The organism is Candidatus Gracilibacteria bacterium (genome assembly GCA_041658685.1).
Lineage (GTDB): Bacteria > Patescibacteriota > Gracilibacteria > UBA1369 > UBA12473 > JBAZZS01.
In genome coordinates this window covers 394,787-413,666 of sequence record JBAZZS010000002.1, presented here as the reverse complement: position 1 = coordinate 413,666, position 18,880 = coordinate 394,787, and the positions used below count along the sequence as shown (strand labels likewise).

Below are 18,880 nucleotides of genomic sequence, written 5' to 3'. Positions count from 1 at the left end.
AAAAATTACTTTCGAGCCCGACATAATACCTTGAGCAGCATTTCTCTTTCCACCCCGAATATTTTACGAGAAGAAACATCATTGGGGGTGTACGCCACATGCCCCGAAGCATTCACGGACGGTTGTTGCACGGAAAACTCGGCACCCGAATGTAAAGAAGCTTGATTCACCATCATCGCCATCGCTTTCGCGTACGTATCAATATTTTGGAGTGCGCTATCCACCAAAAAACGGAAAGAAAGTTGAGCGACTTGAGTTCTTAAAGAAAATCCGGCGGGAACAAATAAAGACTGAATAAACGTAACGTTTGAAACAGGATCAGCCGATAAACCGGTTTGAGCAAAAGCATCGACCGTTACAATGGCTTCGGGAGCCGAAATCTCCGAGGTATCAATAGAAGGTACTTCCAAAGATACGCCCTCGAAGACTTCATCGCTCACCACTTCATCGCTTGCCACTTCATCGCTCACCGGTTCATCGCTTGCCACTTCATCGCTCACCGGTTCATCGCTTACCGCTTCATCGCTTACCACTTCATCGCTTACCACTTCATCGCTTACCACTTCATCGCTTGCCACTTCGTCCGCAGCCCCATAAATAGCTTCATCAGTAACTTCTTGAGAAACCGAACTTCCAACATGAGACCAACCCGAGCTTCCTCCACCCCCACCGGAGGAATGAACCACAACAAACGGCGTTTCTTCTACAACCGGAGCTTCTTCTTCATCCTCGACCGGAGCTTCTTCTTCATCCTCGACCGGAGCTTCTTCTTCTTCCTCAACCGGAGCCTCTTCTTCTTCTTCGACCGGAGCCTCTTCTTCATCCTCAACCGGAGCCTCTTCTTCTTCTTCGACCGGAGCTTCTTCCTCATCCTCAACCGGAGCCTCTTCTTCTTCTTCTTCAACCGGAGTCTCTTCTTCATCCTCAACCGGAACCGTAGGCAAAGGAATACTCAATGTCGATGTCAACGGGGCACTTTCATTTCCATAAATATCAACCGCCCACAACCCCGCATAATACGTATTCCCGGCAATCGGTTCCACCCCCACAACAATCGTACTCCCCGAACCCATCACACTCATGGTCACGTCATCATTTTCATCCCATTCCATCGCGCTCCCGGCTCGGGCTAAAACTTCTTCCGCGGACAAACCCACCCACATTTCATAATGCGAAAAATGCGATTCACTTGAAACCGGCGTCCACGTCCCCATAAACTGCGCCTCCGATATTGTTAAAACAAAATCCGCCATCCCAACAGGCCCCGAATAATCCATCACAAATTCATCCGTGACAACCGTCTCTCCGGTTTCAATTCCATCATAAGGCGTCACGCGAATTTGAACATGATCGGAATCCAAATTTTCTTCATCCGCAAAAGAATCCCACAAAATCGTTATCGTATTGGCGCCTTCGAACGTTTGAATAAATCCATCGGAATTGCCAAGTTGATACGCGTTGTCATTTTCAACATCCGGTATTCCAAATGTCGCTGTCGTGGCCGATAAATATTCGGATAAAGTCGCTTTTTGCCACTCTCCGCCCGTTGTGTATTCCACCAGCGCTTGTCCGTCCTGACCGTTTAAATCATTAAAAGTGAATTGAACTGAAACCAATCCGTTTTCATGACTGAGCGGCGTTGCCGTCACCTCCGAAACCGTAGGCGTGGCATTGGTTGAAAAAGACACCAAGGAAGACGCGGTTTCATTATGATACGCATCCATGGCAAAAAGTTGAACCGAATACATTGTATTTTCCAGTAATCCGATGAGTGACGTTGAATTCGTGGTTATTGTATTTAAATTCACGTCATCCTCCGCATCCCATTCCATCGCAGATCCGGACCGACTTTCCACCTCAACCGCATCCGTTCCCACCCACACTTCATAATGATCAAAATGAGAATCCGCAGTCGCGGTCCATGCCAATTGAGCGGTCGTGGACGTGGTCGAAAGTGTTGAAAAATCCGCAACAGGCAAAGGCGCCGCATTGTCCAAAACCACATCCGTTAAAAGCGTGGCATCTCCGGCTTCAATTCCATCATAAAACGTAATTCGAAATTGCGCGGTTGCAAGGTCCGCGGTCGAAACATCGGTTTTGGAAAGCCACACCACAGTCACGGCATTATCCCCCGAAGAAGTCATAATCCATCCGTCCGAATTTCCAATGGGATAAGCATTATCGTTTTCAATTTTCGGAAAACCCTGCGTTGCAGTCACATCACTTGGATCCTCGGACAATGTGGCTTTTTGCCACCCCGCCCCCACTTCATATTCCACCAACGCTTGAAGTGCATCATCGCCATCCAAATCCTGAACCGTAAAAGAAAGAACAACCTCTCCGCCCCCATCCATAACCGGCAACGCGGCAAACGAAATCGCACGCGGTCGCGCATTAGTATTCACGGAAATCACGGGCAAACTTGTTTTATTCCCATACGCATCCCGTGCAAAAATTTTCAAATAATAAGTCGTATTTTCCAAAAGCCCGATGATCGTTGTGGTTGAGGTGGAAATCGTCGTCAAATTCGCATCATGAAAAGAATCCCATTTTAAAGCACTCCCGGATTGATTTTCCACTTCTTCCAATATTGGTCCCACCCAAATTTCATAATGATCAAAATGAGAATCCGCCACCGGTGTCCATCCCATTTGAATCGAAGAAGACGTGGTTCCGAGAGACACAAAATCCGCAAGTCCGGTCGGCACCCCATGATCCAAGGCAAACTCGGGTGAAGACACAATTTCGCTCGTTTCCAATCCGTCAAACAACACGATTCGCACTTGCGCACCGGAAACATCCGCCATCGGCACATCCGCAGAGGAAAGCCATTGGACCGAAATCGTATTTTCGCCGGAAGAAGTCACTATAAACCCGGAATCATTTCCAACCGGCCACACATTGTCATTATCAATAGCCGGCAAACCATGCGTCGCAAAAATCGTCGAAGCCTCCTCCGAAAGCGTGGCTTTTTGCCAACCCGCACCCACATTGTATTCCACCAACGCTTGAACCGTATCGTTTAAATCCGAATCATCCACAACAAAAGAAACCGTCACAATTCCGGTTCCATCCTGCAATTGAGCGGCGGAAATCCCGGAAACAACCGGAGGATCATTGGCATACCAATTGACATTATGATCCATGAAAATCGACGTGGCCCCGGCATCAATCCAAGGCCCGAACGACGCATCCGAATCCGAAACATCCACATTGGCCACCAAAGAATTTACAACATTCAAACCCCAATACACACCCGGCTCCGTACTCCGCAACATCACTTTTTGATCCGCCAATCCGGCCAGGGTCATGGTTCCTAAAATCGTTTGCATGCCGCCCGCCGGAAAATAAACCGCTTTCCCGGGAGTGGTTACATTCAAATTATAAAAATTATGCGACCCAAAAATCGTCGACATTCTCCCCGCATCATCAAACGTCACCGTCCCATTACGCGCCAAAAACGCTCCATAATTCATCCAATTCCCGGCCACAATCACTCCAAATGAATTTTCACTCACATCCAAAGTCCCGGAGGCAATCGTCAAATCCCCATTCACCTCCAAGGGAGCGCTCAAAACAAACGTATCCATGACTCCATCCGCGGGATTAAACATAAGATTATAAACCGATCCAAAAATCGACGGGATCACAATTAGATCTTCAGCCGCATCCGCATCTCCGACCAATTCAATAACCCCGGAATCCGAATCCGAAACCAAAGACAAAATTTCATCTCCTCTCAATCGAAGCGCTCCATTATTGTTAAAAATACCCGTCACCATCAAGGACTCTCCATTCAAAGAAATCGTCCCGGTTTGAATCGTAAAATTATAAAACGAATCCGATTCCAACGAATTAAATGTTCGATCCAAAATATCCCCATCAAAAATCACGGTGCCATGATTGGCGTTGAACGTACCACCGGAATGATTAAAATTATTTCCAACATAAAAATTTCCGGACGTTGACATGAATTGTCCGGTCCCGGAAATCGTCATCAGCGTATCGATATCCAAGGTCCCGCTTCCACCATTAAAAGACCCGGCCGAAAGAGTAAAAGCACCTCCAGCAGGCAAAGTGAAATTATGCGTTCCGCAATCAAACGCACCCCCCTCGTAATACATATTAAAAGCGGCTCCGGCTTGAAGAACCAAATCCGAAGCCAATGTGATCGTTCCTCCGGTTTTAATACTATAAACCGATCCGTCCCATCGATCTTCGGCTCCGGTCAGATCAAACACTTGAGCATTGGTCCCGTTAAATTTTAAAATCGTATTTCCTCCGTCATAATCGGGGCCAACTTGCACCAACGGTGCAATCACTTGAAAATATCCATTGTTCACCGCCCCATCCATCAAAATCAACTGATTGGAAACATTAATATAATCCCCCGCTCCCAAATTCAATTCCACGTTGGGTGAATGGATCGTAAGATTATAAAACCCTTCGGAAGAATAAATCTCCCAAGTTTTAGAACTTGCGGTGTCACTGAACGCGTCAAAAACAAAGGTCCCGCCATTGGAATTAAACCCTCCGGTAACAACCGAATGATTCCATGTCCCGCTAAAAAACAATGTCCCGGCAGTGGCTTTAAACGCCCCGGCGGTGATTGTTAAATCCGCATCGATATCCCATGTCCCGCTTCCCCCGTTGAATGTACCACCTTGTTGATAAAACGTCCCGCCCGCCGGCATCGTAAAATTATACGTCGAAGGAAAAAACGTTCCGGCCGTCATATAGAAACTGGAACCCGGCTCAAGAGTGAGCCCGGAAAAAAGCGTCACCGTACCGCTGGATTTATTCACCATAATCGATCCGTTGTATTTGTCTTCGGCCCCGGACAAAGAAAACGATTGATTCGTTCTCGATCCACTAAATTTAAGCGTGGCATTCCCTCCGTCAAATCCGGCTCCAACCGTAGTGGTGGATCCCTGCGCTTCCAAATAAGCTCCATTTACGACTCCATCAACAAACGTCAATGTCCCAGCCACAATCAGCGAATCCCCGTCGGCGATCGACATCTCTCCTCCCGGCGCATTCACGGTAAAATGATAAAAAGTATCAGAGGTATTAAAATCAAAGACCTTTGATCCGGAGGTGGCGCTAAAAGTAACGGTACCGCTGTTATGAGTAAAAGTCCCGCCTGCGGTATGCGTAAAATTTCCATTGATATAAACGATTTTTGAAGGCGCCTTAAACGTCCCGCCGGAAAAAGTAAAATCTCCATTCAAAGTGATGTTATAAGATCCTCCATTGAACGTTCCTCCGGCCTGCACGAAACCCGCCGACCCAATGGTCAAGGTACGACTTTGAGTAAGGGTCCCGGTATAAGTGGAATGGATTGTAATCCCGGCCATAGACCCGGCAAAAGAAGAATCAATCGTAGAAGATTTGGTGGAAGAACTTCCATCAAAAACAACCCAATCGTCCACAGTAGGGACCGTATCTCCGGACCAATTTTCCTTAGTGCTCCAGTTGTTTCCGCTCCCTCCTCCATCCCAAGTTCGGGTAGTGGCGGCATGAGCCAAAATCGAACCGGAAAAAACACAAAAAACGCCTATGATAAGCGGAAACCCGATTTTTAAAATTTTGAGAAAATAAATCGTAAAGCGCGACATCAAGGTTTTGTTTTTATTTTTAATCTAATTATTATACCACTAAATCATCTCAAAATCACGCTTTTATCATAAAGTTCGATTGACGATTACAAAAAACTTTGCCATCGACTCACCTAAACGGCTAATTCCTCCTCATTGTAAACGTGTTCGTATTCGGTTTTTTGATAATCGTAGAGTTCATTTTCTTTAAAGAAACGGCTCACTTCTTTTATAGCATTTTCAGAAGAATCCGAGGCATGCACCACATTACACGCTTGGCTCATGGCCAGATCTCCGCGAATCGAACCCGCTTCCGCGGCACGCGCCTTAGTGATCCCGCACAACAATCGAACCGCATTCACCACTTCCACTCCTTCAATACACACCGCAATCGTGGGAGAGCCCATCATGAATTTTTCCAAACTCGGATAAAACGCCTTATCCGCCAAATGCGCATAATGTTCTCGTAAAATCGCCTCATTCAAGGACATCATTTTCAATCCGATGATTTTGAGCCCTTTGCGTTCAAATCGCCCCACAATTTCCCCGATCAATCCGCGTTGAATCGCGTCCGGTTTGATTAAAATGAGTGTGCGTTCCATGGCCATAAATTATTTTTTTAAAGAATTAAGCCGCAACGATTTTAACGTTTTAAGCGGATTTCAACAACTTTTTAAATCGCTCCGGGTTTTCCCAAGGCCCTATTCCGGCCAAATAAACCCGATCTTCTTGAAATAAATCCTTAGCCACACGATTCACATCCTCCGTTGTCACCCGATCCACGGCCTTCATGATTTCCTCTGGAGTCAAAACCTCACCATGCAAAACCTCATATTTGGCATACAAATGCGCGACTTCCTCGGAATCTTCAAGGGAAAGCACCATGCGGCCCTTCATATAATCCTTAGCTTTTTGCAATTCCGTCTCAGGCACACCTTTATCACGTACCAACCGGTATTGCTCCAGAATCGCAGGCACCGCCATGTCGACCCGTTTCAAATCCACTCCGGCTCGTGTTGAAAGCACCCCGGTGTCCATATAATCATCGGTTGAAGTTTGAATGTAATACGCCAATCCCTTGGCTTCGCGAACATTCAAAAACATTCGAGAACTCATATTCCCGCCTAAAATAATCGACAACAACTTTTCGGCAAAATGATCCGGGTGTCGATCCGGGTACGCCGGAAAACCAATGATAAGATGGCCTTGTTCCGTTTTTTTCTCCTTCAAAATCACTCGCTCTCCGATTTCATTAGCCTTAAAATCAACCCATTTTTCAACGTTTTCGCGCTTCTTCAACGGAAATAATCCCTCAATCGATTGCGCCATTTCATCATGATGCACATCCCCGGCCACGGAAATCACAATTGAATCCGAGCCATACCACTTTTTCTGATACGCTTTAAAATCCTCCTGCGTCACGCGCAAAATCACTTCTTTATCCCCGATTTGATCCCATCCGAGAGGCTGATTCCCGAATAATAATTTTTCAAAATCCCACCCCACCTGATAAATCGGCGTGTCTTGATACATATTGTATTCCTCCATAATCACCCCTCGCTCTTTGTCGATCTCATGCGGGTCGTGCTTAGCTGTCACCAACATATCCGCGAGCACATCGAGCGCAACGGCACGATGCTCAGACGCGACTTTCACGTAATAACCCACGTATTCTTTGCCCGTAAAAGCATTGAATTCGCCACCGATGGAATCAATGGCCTCGGAAACCGCCTTGGTGTCCGGATATTTTTCACCGCCCTTAAAAAACATGTGCTCCAAAAAATGTGAAATCCCGGAAATCGACTTGGTTTCGCACCGAGACCCGGCTCGTGCCAAAATCAAAACCGTGACCGATTTGGTGCTTGGGATCGCCTCGGTAAGCACGCGCAATCCACTCTTTAAAACTGTTTTTTGATACATAAATTAAAATTAAATGACGCATGTATTCCTAACATAAAACACATCAAAACGAAAGGACCTCTTCCTGTCCACAACAAAAAGTAATGTTTTATCACAACTTTACGTTAATATAAGTGACGGTATTGTTAACATTTAATTTTTAAAATTCAAAAAATATGAAAAAAACTTTCCTTTACGCCCTCATCAGCGCTTTTCTCGTTTTCTCCGGCCCAATTTCCGCATTAGCTACCGCCGAACCCGACAATGCAACCACCCCCTTTCCGGACCTCTCCTCCGACGACCCCAGCGTAGACGCCATCACCTGGATGAAAGACAACGGCATTGTAAGCGGCTACCCGGACAACACGTTCCAATCCCTCAATAAAATCAATCGAGCGGAATTCATGAAAATCGTGATCGGAAGCATCACGGACAATCCCACGGGCTCGCATTGTTTCTCGGATGTGGCGGACGAATGGTTTGCTCCTTATGTGTGTTACGGAAAAACTCTCGGCATCGTGGATGGTTATTCCGACGGAACATTCCTCCCTGCGAATGAAATCAATTTTGCCGAAGCCAGCAAAATCATCGTGAATGCCCTCGAAATCACTCCGGCCGCAAGCACGGATACCGATCCCTGGTATCGACAATACGTCGTACCCTTGGCCGATCTTTCCGCAATTCCAACCTCCATCAGCGATCTCGACAAAGAAATTGCGCGCGGCGAAATGGCGGAAGTCATTTGGCGCGTCGAAGAACAACCCACTGACATTGTTTCTCTCAATTATGAAGAATTGGAAGGCGATTTAAGCCCGATTTCTTCGTGTGATGAACTCAAATCACTCTTTTTAAGCAACGCACCGAATTACCTTATTTATGAAGAAATAAGTGATGCGACCGGAAGTGACACGAATTCAAACGATACCGCTGTCCAAGCCCCCACCGAAGCTCCAAGCTCAGATTCCGGGACCAAAAGCACGGATTATTCCACCACCAATGTCCAGGTCACAGGCGTGGATGAAGCCGACATTGTCAAAAACGACGGCGAATATCTTTATTTTGTAAAAAACGCATACGATTACGACACTTGGACCCCCAATTATTCCATTCATATTGTGCACGCTTTTCCCGCCGACCAACTTGAAGAAGTCTCGACCATTGTTTTTGACGATAATAATTTTTCTCCCACGGAAATGTATGTGGACGGCAATCAATTGATTGTAGTCGGCTCCACATACAATTACGACTACACCTACGATTATGGATACGATGATTATTTCCCTTATTACCATACGTACCGAACTTCAATTTTAACCTACGACATTTCGGACCGAACCAACCCGGTGCGCACGCGCGTACTTTCTTTTGACGGCGACTACAGCGATTCGCGAAAAATCAATAACACCCTGTATTTAGTATTGAATAAATTCGACTTTGATTATTGGTATGATCCGGAAACCCTCAATGTCGACGAATTGCTCCCTCGTTACTACGACTCAACCGCAGGAGACTCGGGAAAAGAACAAATCCTAGCAAGTTGCACGGACATCAAGTACATGCCACAAACACGGGATTGGAATTATCTCATTGCTCTCGGCATCCCCCTTGGTGATCCGCAAAGTGCAATTGATAAAGAAATCATCGTGGGCAACAGCGAAAATATCTATTCCTCCACCGACAATCTTTACATCACGTCCACCAATTACGACAGCAGCAATTATTATTACGATTGGTCCAATGGAAAAACGCTCGTGCATCGCTTTTCACTCACAGACGGCGGACTCAATTATGAAGCGTCGGGAAAAGTGCCGGGCACGATTTTGAATCAATTCAGTATGGATGAAAATGACAATTATTTCCGCATTGCCACAACCAAAGGAGACCTATGGGACGTTGTCACTCCTGCCACCAACAATCTCTACGTCATGGATCAAGATATGGATGTTGTGGGAACCTTGGAAGGCCTTGCGCCCGGAGAAACGCTTTATTCCACGCGCTTCATCGGGGATCGCGGCTATCTTGTGACATTCAAAAAAGTCGACCCCCTATTTGTCGTTGATCTTTCCAACCCGACAAATCCAACCGTCATGGGCGAACTTAAAATCCCGGGCTTCAGCGATTATCTACAACCGTATGACGAGAATCATATCATCGGATTCGGGCTCGATGCCGAAGAAGCCGATGCCTTGGAAGAAGCCGCACGAGGCTTAGATTTTGCATGGTATCAAGGAATGAAAATCGCTCTCTTCGATGTCACGGATCCGGCCAACCCAATTCAAGAATATAGTGTTGGAATCGGAGATCGCGGCACCACCAGCGAGGTTTTGTACAACCACAAAGCGCTTCTCTTCAACGCTACAACCGGGCTCCTCGGCTTTCCGGTCACCCTTGCAATTGTGGAAGACGAAAACGCAGAGGCCAACACGTATGGCACCTATGTGAGTCAAGGATTTTACGTCTACGATCTGGATTTGGAGACCGGATTCACCCTTAAGGGAATCATCACCCATTATGAAGACAACGAATTCACGAGCGATGACTATTGGTCAAGAACCAAAAACATTTTACGCGGCGCCTACATGGACAACTATCTCTACACTGTAAGCAATTACGGCATCCGGGCAAACGACCTCAACACCATGGAGGAGTTGAATGAAATCGTTTTAGAATAATTTAAAAAAGAAAAGTGGAAGGGGAAATTTTTATGAGAATTTTAAAGGAAAAAACGCCGAGAATCATGATCCGAGGCGTTTTGCTCCCATTCGAATAAAAATTCTTCCCTTTCGCTTTTCTAAATGGTATGAAAAGAACATGTCCCTCCAAAAGCTTTTTAAATCATCCCGTTTAACCTTTCGCGAACTCCCCCTCAATCGCATGACTTTTGTTATGGGGTTTGGGTTGATGTTCGCTTTTATCATTTTTGCGCAATTATTTTATCTGCAAGTCTTACGCTCGGATTATTATTCGAAAATCGCATTCGAAAAAAACCAAGGCTACACCGAAATCCCGGCCCGCCGTGGAAACATTTTAATTCAAGATCGAAACTCCGGAGAACCGTACGCGCTAGCCACGAATACGACATTTAAATTCATTTACGCCGATCCGGTTCTTCTCGAAAATTCGAGTTACGTGGGAGAAAAACTGGCTCCACTTTTATTCAACTTGAAATCCGAACAACAACGAGACCAAGAACGTTTTGAAACGTTACAAAACGAACACCCGGAACTTTTTAATACCGAAACCCCAACCGAGACCTCGATTGAAATCCCTCCTACGGAACCAACCACCGAATCAACCCCGGACACAACGACCATTGATTCACCTGTCGAAGAGCTCGCTCTTTCTTACAACGATCTCCGCCTCCACTCCGATGAAGAACTTTTTTCATTGTTTCAACAAGAACTCATCAACATCCTCGGTCAAAAAACGCGCTCCGTGATTTTAATCACCGAAGCATTGGACCCCGAAGATGCGTCCGCCATTTCCGGTCTCACTATTTCAGGGATTGAAGTGACGAAAAATGGAGATCTTTATGCCTACCCTTCCCTCATTTCCGACAAAAAAGCCACGGCCAAAAAACTCGCCGAAATATTAGACACAGACCCCGCCCAAATGGAAACCATCCTGGAAGGCCAAAACCGTTACGTGATTTTAAAACGAAAACTCCCGTACGAAACATCTCAAAAAATCGAAGCGATCATGGAAGCCGAACCCAAAGTTTTTGCCGGGATAAAACTCAGAGAAGAATATTATCGTTACTACCCGGAAGGCACCATGGGAGGACAAGTATTAGGTTACGTAAACGGATTAGGGGAAGGTCAATACGGGATTGAGGAAGCGTTTGACGAAGAGTTACGCGGAAAAGACGGTTATTTCTCTTCTCAACTCGATGCCAGCGGAAACCCCATCACTGTGGGAGACAGTGAAATTCGAGACGCCGTGAACGGATCCGATATCGTCCTCACTATTGATCGCGCCATCCAAGCCAAAGCCGAAGAAGTCATTCAAACCGGCGTTGAAACGTATCGAGCGGACAGCGGATTCTTGATTGTGATGGAACCCTCCACCGGGAAAATTTTAGCCATGGCGCATTACCCCACTTTTGACCCGAACAACTATGGGGAAGTTTACGATCTCGAAAAAATCGACCTCACTCAAGACCAAATCGATAACCTTTACCGCGTTGGCGAAGGAGACAATGAACGTATCTATCTTTATCTGAGAAAAGATCCGGACGAACGCATTGAACTTTTTTATGACCCGGACATCAACCAATATTACAAATATAAAAATGATTTCGGCCCCGAGGTCTACCAATTAAAAGCCGTGACTTTACCGTATGAGCCGGGCTCGGTGTTTAAGCCCATTGCCATGGCCGCAGCCATCGATGCCGGAGAAGTCACGCCTTACACCACCTTCAACAGCTCGGGTCCGGTACAAGTCGATGAATATTTTATTAAAACTTTCAATGACGAATATTTCGGCATTTCCACGATGACGGAAGTCCTCATCCATTCAGACAATACGGGAATGGTTTTTATAGCATTCAAACTCGGAGCAGCTTTATTTTACGACTACATCAAAACCTTTGGTTTTGCGGAAAAAACCAACATCGAGTTCGACAATGAGCACCCCGGCCAACTTGAATATTACGAAGACTGGGCCGACTCGGAAATGGTGACAAAATCCTTTGGCCAAGGGTTAACCGTAACCGGGATTCAACTCATCAGCGCCCTTTCGGCCATCGCCAATCACGGAATTCTCATGCAACCCTACATCGTGGATTACATCGAATCACCGGATGGCACAAAGCAAGAATTTGGTCCAAAGACCGTACGACGCGTGATCAGCGAAGAAACCGCGGCCCAAATCACCTCCATGATGACCGCGGTCATCGAAAACGCCGTGCCCCTCGGAAAACTTCCCAACAATTATGTAGCCGGGAAAACCGGCACCGCCCAAACATACAAATGGGGCGTAGCGCTTAAAGGAGCCGGAACAACAATCGTGACTTTTGTGGGATTCGCCCCCATCGAAGATCCTCAATTCGTCGTCCTCATAAAAATGGATCGCCCAAAAACCAGCGAATGGTGCACCGCCACCGCAGGTCCGACCTTTAAACCGCTCGGAGAATTCCTGGTGAGCTATTACAATTTGCCACCGGACAAAAATGAATAATTTCCAATTTCCTCTTCCCCCTTTTATAATTCCGCTCTAAACTTTAAACATGCCCCCTCTCCACTCAAAAAACACCAGCAATCTTCCCAAATACTTCCTTCTCGGAGGTCTTTTGGCTTTGATGATCACCTTGATTTGGATCATCAGCCCGTTCATCCCCTCTATTGTGATCGGAGCGGTCATTGCCACCGGTTTTTATCCGATCCATTCAGTCGTCCTTAAAAAAGTCAAAGGCCGACGAACCATTGCTACACTCATCAGTCTTTTTGTAATCCTCGCCGTCGTGCTGGTTCCGGTCAGCTGGTTTATTTCCTACATCACCGGCCAAGCCATTGATATGTATCTTTACATCGAGCTAAAAGTCGAAACCCTCCTCTCTACGGATTTTCATCTCATTCCAAAAATCATTGAAACCAACGCCAAATTCAGTGAAATTTACAAATATTTGCAAAACATCACCAACACCCTTCCCATTAAAACAACGGATGTGGTGGGATTCATTACCACTCTCATCCAAAACGTGAGTCAATTTTTAATGAATCAAAGCACGAATATCGCCAAAGAACTTTCGGTTTTGGCGGTTCATTTCTTTGTTTTAATTCTTTCCATTTTCTTTTTCTTACGAGATGGCGACCGCTTGGTCCAAGAAATCAAAGACATTCTTCCCATGGCTCAAGAATATCGAAAAATCTTATTCGACAAACTGAGAAACATGAGCAAAGGTATTTTGTATGGAATTTTTGGGGCCGCCATGTTTCAAGGATTTCTGGGAGGCATCGGATTTGCCTTGGCCGGCATCGGAGACGCGGCATTTTGGGGCACAGTCATGGCTTTTTTCGCCATTGTCCCCTATATCGGATCCACGATCATTTGGGTCCCAGCCGTGATTATTCTCTTGGCAACGGGACACTGGATTGCCGCCCTTTTCTTGGCACTGTGGGGAACCTTTATTGTAGGCACGGTCGACAACTTAATCAAACCTCTTGTGATTGGAGAAAAAGCACGCATTCATCCCTTGCTCAGCTTCATCACCATTTTGGGAGGCATTTTCACCATGGGATTACCCGGGTTGATCATTGCACCTTACTTGTTATCCCTCTGTCTCACCTTCCTTCACATTTATAAACTCGAGTATCAAAAAGTCTTAAAGGGGCCCGGCGCCTAATGTCATTTTTATGCCAAAAAAAAGAACCTCGGGTTTATTGATGTTAATCATCGGACTTCTCATTATCATGTCCGGGTGCAAAGACAAAGACACATTTATGCTTCCCTCGGAAAATAATTTAGCGAGTTTACTGACCCTCTCAGGTCCGGAGATTTCATCTTCTCAAAACGAAAATCTTACATGGAAAGAAGAAGGTCTCTTTTCAAAAGAAGAACTCCGACTCGTTGCGTTGAATCTTCTTCAAAACTGGACACTGAATCCTCCGGCGCGTGCCACGGATGGAACCTCTCTCTATAAATTGAGCGATGTTTTCGGAGCATTGGTGAATGCAATTCGTTTTTACAATCAAAATAAAAATTTACCCGAACAAATCGAGCTCGTTCATCTCATTGCTCCGGGCCAAACTTTTTCCATCGATCATTCCATTGAAATTAAAACAGACGATTTATTAAAAACAGCGGACACGTTTGAACTGCTTGAAAAAAACGGGATCCCGTCCACGCTCACCGTCGGAAAAATCACTCTTTCCGCGGCTGAAGTTTTTTATGCCCTACTTCAAACTTATTTATTTTTAGACTCAAACGAACCACTCCCCGACACGATTTATATCATTCCGATCAACGGATTTTAATCCCATAAAATCTCGGAAGAAACCAAAGGGGCGCTCAAATCGTTTTCCCAATTTTTCATGTGCGTGCGATCCGCCATTTCCGCAAGCGCGGCCAACGAAGAAAAATTTCCGGCTTCAATGGAATCCACAAGAAGCGTCGTAGATTGAACCACGGAATGGGGCAAAGCCCACGTTTTAATCAAAATCCAATCCTCGGGTTCGGTATTGGCATCATGTTCGACATAATTTTCAGCCATCGCTTTACTCAATAACGCCACATAAGCGTCGTCCGGATTGAGTCGTATCCACAACCCCGCGGTCTCATGAAATCCATCGTAGGCCTGATGAGTATGAGGATTATCTGTGGTGGGTTGGACATGATCTTTTGCCCCGAAAACCAACATCACCTTAAGATCCGGCATCGATTCTTTTAATAAGGGATAATAAGAAATCGACTCGCGCTCGGCCCACCATCGGTAAGCTTCTTCCGGAGTAGCAAGATCCGCGGGCCAAGATTTTGCAGTAAAAATATCATTGTCCACAAGGGCTTGGGTAAGATTGGCGGAATAACAGCGCTTGCCAAATAAATGAGGGGTTTTCTCATCCAAAAGAAAATCACCCTGATCATCTTGAGCGTTTCCGTTCACGTCAAAATAAGGCCTGTTTAGAGAAACATCCCATCGCACCGCGGAATAATCCACATTCAATCCCGTGGGCGAATAATCTTCGGGATAATGATAAAAAGGATTATACACTGGCCAATCGTCTTTTTTAGGCTTGGTTTTATCCGATTCAAAATATCCAAGCTCTTTTGTTGTAATTGAATCCTCGGTGGGATTTTCGCGACCCACAAAATAAGAAACAGACTGGAGCGCCTCTCCATACGTGCCCAACACCGCAGTGCTCGAAATCCCGGGATGAGAAAACGCGAAAATCCCCACATTGTCATAATCCGGAACAATACTCGAAAGTTCATCCAATTGACGTCCATTCATATCGGTCAACTCCCCGGAAGCAAATTTCAAAACATCTCGAAACGCCCGGACCGAATCCGGCCCGCCATAATCTTCTTCCCCCTCACTTTTAATCCCATTGAGTCCTTTTTGTCCGGGATACAAAAACCCAATTTGAATAAATCCCAAATCCGTAAGTCCGTGAAGGGAATCAAAATCATTCGCTCCGGAAGTTAAAAAGGTCGGGGCATACACCACGACCGGCGCTTGATCGGAATAACGAGGCGTCTCGGGCCACTGAATTTGCACCGCAATTTTCCCAATCCCCTCACTTTCAATAAAAGTAATAAAAGACTCTCCCGCTTGTTGCGCTTCAACCCAAACCGATTGCAACATAAAAGGAATATTCCAAGGCTCCATTTGTTGAGAATCTTCAACCTGCGTTAAATCCCATTTCACATTCAAGACAAAATAACTCACACCCACCATTGCCATCACTCCACAAAAAATCCCGATTAAAATTTTCCCTTTTGAAGTCATATCAAGAAAGTTAAAATATATTTATATGAAACCCGAAACCAAAAAACTTCTTAAAAAAATGGCGATTGTGGATGGGATTATTTTAGGGATTATTATCCTTCTGGATGTTATTTTTGTTATGCCATCCTGCGGTAACTATTGTTTTGAACGCGGAGAATTAATCGGGAATGGAGCTGTGCGCCTTATCTTTTTCGTCGATTTCATTTGGGGACTGGTTTTCTACTTCAAAAATCGCAAGCGCTGATTTTATTCTTGCAAAGGCTCATCAAACAACAAGACCCCATTGAATTCGATCGTGGTATCATTGGTTATCCCCGAACACGCGAAACTCTTCAGCGGATCCAGGAAATCCACCCATTCCTCACTGCTCATCCCCGTTGCCGGTTCCACAACAACTTCTTCCTCTACCACCACGGGCTCAACTGAAAGATCAATGTCTATGGCCTCTGTTTCTCCTTCCGGGATAAGTTGAACCGGCTCTGTTGACGTTTCAGTTATCGTCTCTTCAGTTCCGGTGGTTAAAAGCTCCGGATATTGTTGCATCAATGACTCGGCATTGGATCTAAGCGAATCCCTAAAGATTTTAAACTCTTTCGCATAGCTCAACACTTCATCAAAATTGATATAAGTGATTCCTTTGGATGATTTCGGGAAATCCTCGGTAGTTTTTTCATAAATCGAATCTTTGGCCAAAACCGTCTGATCTTCAGTCAACCACCCTTCATACGTTGAAATCAACAAGCGCCCTTCTTCCGTCAGCCCAAACAAAAACGTAAGTTTAAGACCTTGAATTTCTTCGGGAAGGATAAAAGCTCCTCCTCCGGCATTGTAAAGCGCCATCAACATATCCACATCCGCTTGCACCACATGAAATTCTCCTCCAAAAATCGTTTGATCATGGCTGGAAATCGCCCCGGCCAATTCACCTTTTTGAAGCTGTAAAACCCCCAAAATAACGGACAAATAATCATTCAAACTTTTCACCAAAGTGTTTGCGGAAACTTCACCGTCAGACGCATCGATCAACACGGTAATACCGGGTAAAAACCCTTTATTACGATGCACGGCGATCGAATAGCCTTCTCCCATCATCCCCAACAAATCTTCCATTGAAATTCCCAACAATTGTTCCGCTTGAGCAAAAACAGGAATTTCGGGAATGGTTTCTTCCGTCACATCCTCTCCGGAACTCGAAAGGGTCATCAATCCAATTAATTTCTTAAAACTGGACGCCAAATCATACGATTCAAAATAACCGAATAAAGACCCGCCCAACATGGTTTGATCCAAATAATGCTTACGGGATTTATCCGCAGCCAAATCAACCAACGTGACATCATCAGTCTTTAATTTTTCTTCATCCCCAAAAGAAATCGCATAAATCCGTAACGCATTCTCTTGTGCCGTAAAAACCATCCCTTGCGCGATGATATAATCTTGCATTGCTGAATCCCCGGTCAACATAAAACTGGAAATTTGCCCCACCCCTTGAGTGAATAAATTTTTATTCACATAACTCACCACCAAATGCCGCGCCGGCAAATCGGAAATAAATCGCTGATACGTTACGTCGGTCCATAATGATTCCACGTTTTCACTGCGCATTAAATTAACCATATTCATAAGCTCATCTTCAGAACTTGAAATCAATAAAAGATCCTCGTTCACCGTAAAATAAAACGTGGTTTCCGGTATATCTCTTGTTATCAAAGAATTTGCCTCTTTTTCTTCGTCCAAAGAAGGCGATTGCAATACTCGAGAATAAATATCAAATCCATCTCGAGTGGTTCGCACAAAACGACCCGCTGCTTCCAGGTCCCCCAAAAGCAATCGAGCTCTTTCCGCGTCATCCAGCGTCAACGCAGCATCCATCAACATATCCGTTCCTCCTCCGGCCTTAAGTCCCAACCCAAACCGGAACCCATTTTCCCCCAAAATCGGTTGAAGATCTTCGATATAAGAAAGATCCACGGATTGCAAATTGGAATCAAGGCCTTCAATGATTTTATTTTGAAACGAACTCGAGTCCGCACTGAATCGAGTCATGATGGAATGGAAAAAATCACGCTGATCTTCATCCAAAGTGCTAAAACTCATAAAAACTTCAATATCTTTAGGAAAAACTTGTTCCAAAAGAATGCCGCTCGGAGAAGCCTGAATCGTTTCAAAAGATCCTCCGCACCCACTTGTCATAAGAAACAAACCCAAGAAAAGAACGCCAAAAACCAAGGAGATTTTTTTAGACATGGGAGGAAGAAATTAAAAAATTAAAATTCACACATTAAAATACCCCATTTTTATGTTTGCTGGAAACAAATTAATTTACTTCTTATTCCCCAAACTTCCCTTGCTCGTATCTTTGCGATAAAACGTCTTGTGTGCGCGACATTGATCACAAAATTTAGAAAACTCTTTGGCTGTATTTTCGTTTCGTTTATTAATATCTTTTGTGCTGTGCGTTTTGTTACAATCGCGACAACGCCAATCGATGTATGTTCTTTTTTTGCCTGCCATAAAATATAAAGTTAAATATCCTTGAGAGACCGGAGTACCGGTAATTTAATGGATTAACGCTCTAAATACAAGTAAAAAATTATAAAATAAGGTGAGTGAATTTTTCTTGAGCGCACGAAGTCGTGAACACTTTCGGGTCTCGTGGGCCCCGAAGTGGCTTACGACGGAGTTTAGCGAGAGAAAAATTCACGAACAACGATAAAGGGAAAAGGGTCCCCGATAGGGGAAAACCGTTAGGTTGTCCCTTATCGATAATCTGGAGCCGCCTCGGGGAATCGGACCCCGGACCCCGCCCTTACCATGAAGTTAGTCTATAGAATGTACCACCCTTTCGGCTTAGCTTAGCCATCTGGTAGCTTTGTAGAGCCAATTTTCAAAGTACACTAGAGGAGTACATCCAAGGAAACATTAGCATAATACAAAA

The 18,880-nt window shown here is 45.1% G+C and carries 9 protein-coding genes; 4 read left to right on the top strand and 5 right to left on the bottom strand.

Features of this window, described 5'->3' with window-relative positions; all coding sequences use genetic code 25:
* Positions 1-5: 5 nt before the first annotated feature.
* From WC882_04310 to WC882_04300, 3 genes are all read right to left on the bottom strand, one after another.
* Positions 6-5,621, bottom strand: coding sequence for a hypothetical protein (locus WC882_04310; GenBank protein MFA5842859.1), 5,616 nt, complete (start codon positions 5,619-5,621; stop codon positions 6-8).
* Between the two features lie 110 nt (positions 5,622-5,731).
* Entirely contained in the window at positions 5,732-6,205 is a 474-nt protein-coding gene (ndk, locus tag WC882_04305) for a nucleoside-diphosphate kinase (GenBank protein ID MFA5842858.1), read from the bottom strand.
* Between the two features lie 43 nt (positions 6,206-6,248).
* On the bottom strand, positions 6,249-7,517 hold the full coding sequence (locus tag WC882_04300; GenBank protein ID MFA5842857.1) for a pitrilysin family protein: 1,269 nt from the start codon (positions 7,515-7,517) through the stop codon (positions 6,249-6,251).
* Between the two features lie 155 nt (positions 7,518-7,672).
* Here WC882_04300 and WC882_04295 point away from each other — a divergent pair, with 155 nt between their 5' ends.
* From WC882_04295 to WC882_04280, 4 genes are all read left to right on the top strand, one after another.
* A complete protein-coding gene (locus WC882_04295) occupies positions 7,673-10,168 on the top strand; it encodes a beta-propeller domain-containing protein (GenBank protein MFA5842856.1) in 2,496 nt (831 codons plus the stop codon).
* A gap of 139 nt (positions 10,169-10,307) precedes the next feature.
* Positions 10,308-12,674 (top strand): penicillin-binding protein 2, encoded by a 2,367-nt coding sequence (locus tag WC882_04290; GenBank protein ID MFA5842855.1) that lies wholly within the window; start codon positions 10,308-10,310, stop codon positions 12,672-12,674.
* Positions 12,675-12,723: 49 nt separating this feature from the next.
* Entirely contained in the window at positions 12,724-13,839 is a 1,116-nt protein-coding gene (locus tag WC882_04285) for an AI-2E family transporter (protein MFA5842854.1), read from the top strand.
* A gap of 10 nt (positions 13,840-13,849) precedes the next feature.
* The gene (locus WC882_04280) at positions 13,850-14,470 is read left to right on the top strand and encodes a hypothetical protein (protein MFA5842853.1); all 621 of its coding nucleotides are present in this window, start codon (positions 13,850-13,852) and stop codon (positions 14,468-14,470) included.
* Here WC882_04280 and WC882_04275 read toward each other — a convergent pair.
* The gene (locus WC882_04275) at positions 14,467-15,942 is read right to left on the bottom strand and encodes a hypothetical protein (protein MFA5842852.1); all 1,476 of its coding nucleotides are present in this window, start codon (positions 15,940-15,942) and stop codon (positions 14,467-14,469) included. The genes WC882_04280 and WC882_04275 overlap by 4 nt on opposite strands.
* 246 nt (positions 15,943-16,188) lie before the next feature.
* Positions 16,189-18,189, bottom strand: a complete 2,001-nt coding sequence (locus WC882_04270) for a hypothetical protein (protein MFA5842851.1) — start codon at positions 18,187-18,189, stop codon at positions 16,189-16,191.
* Positions 18,190-18,880 lie beyond the last annotated feature (691 nt).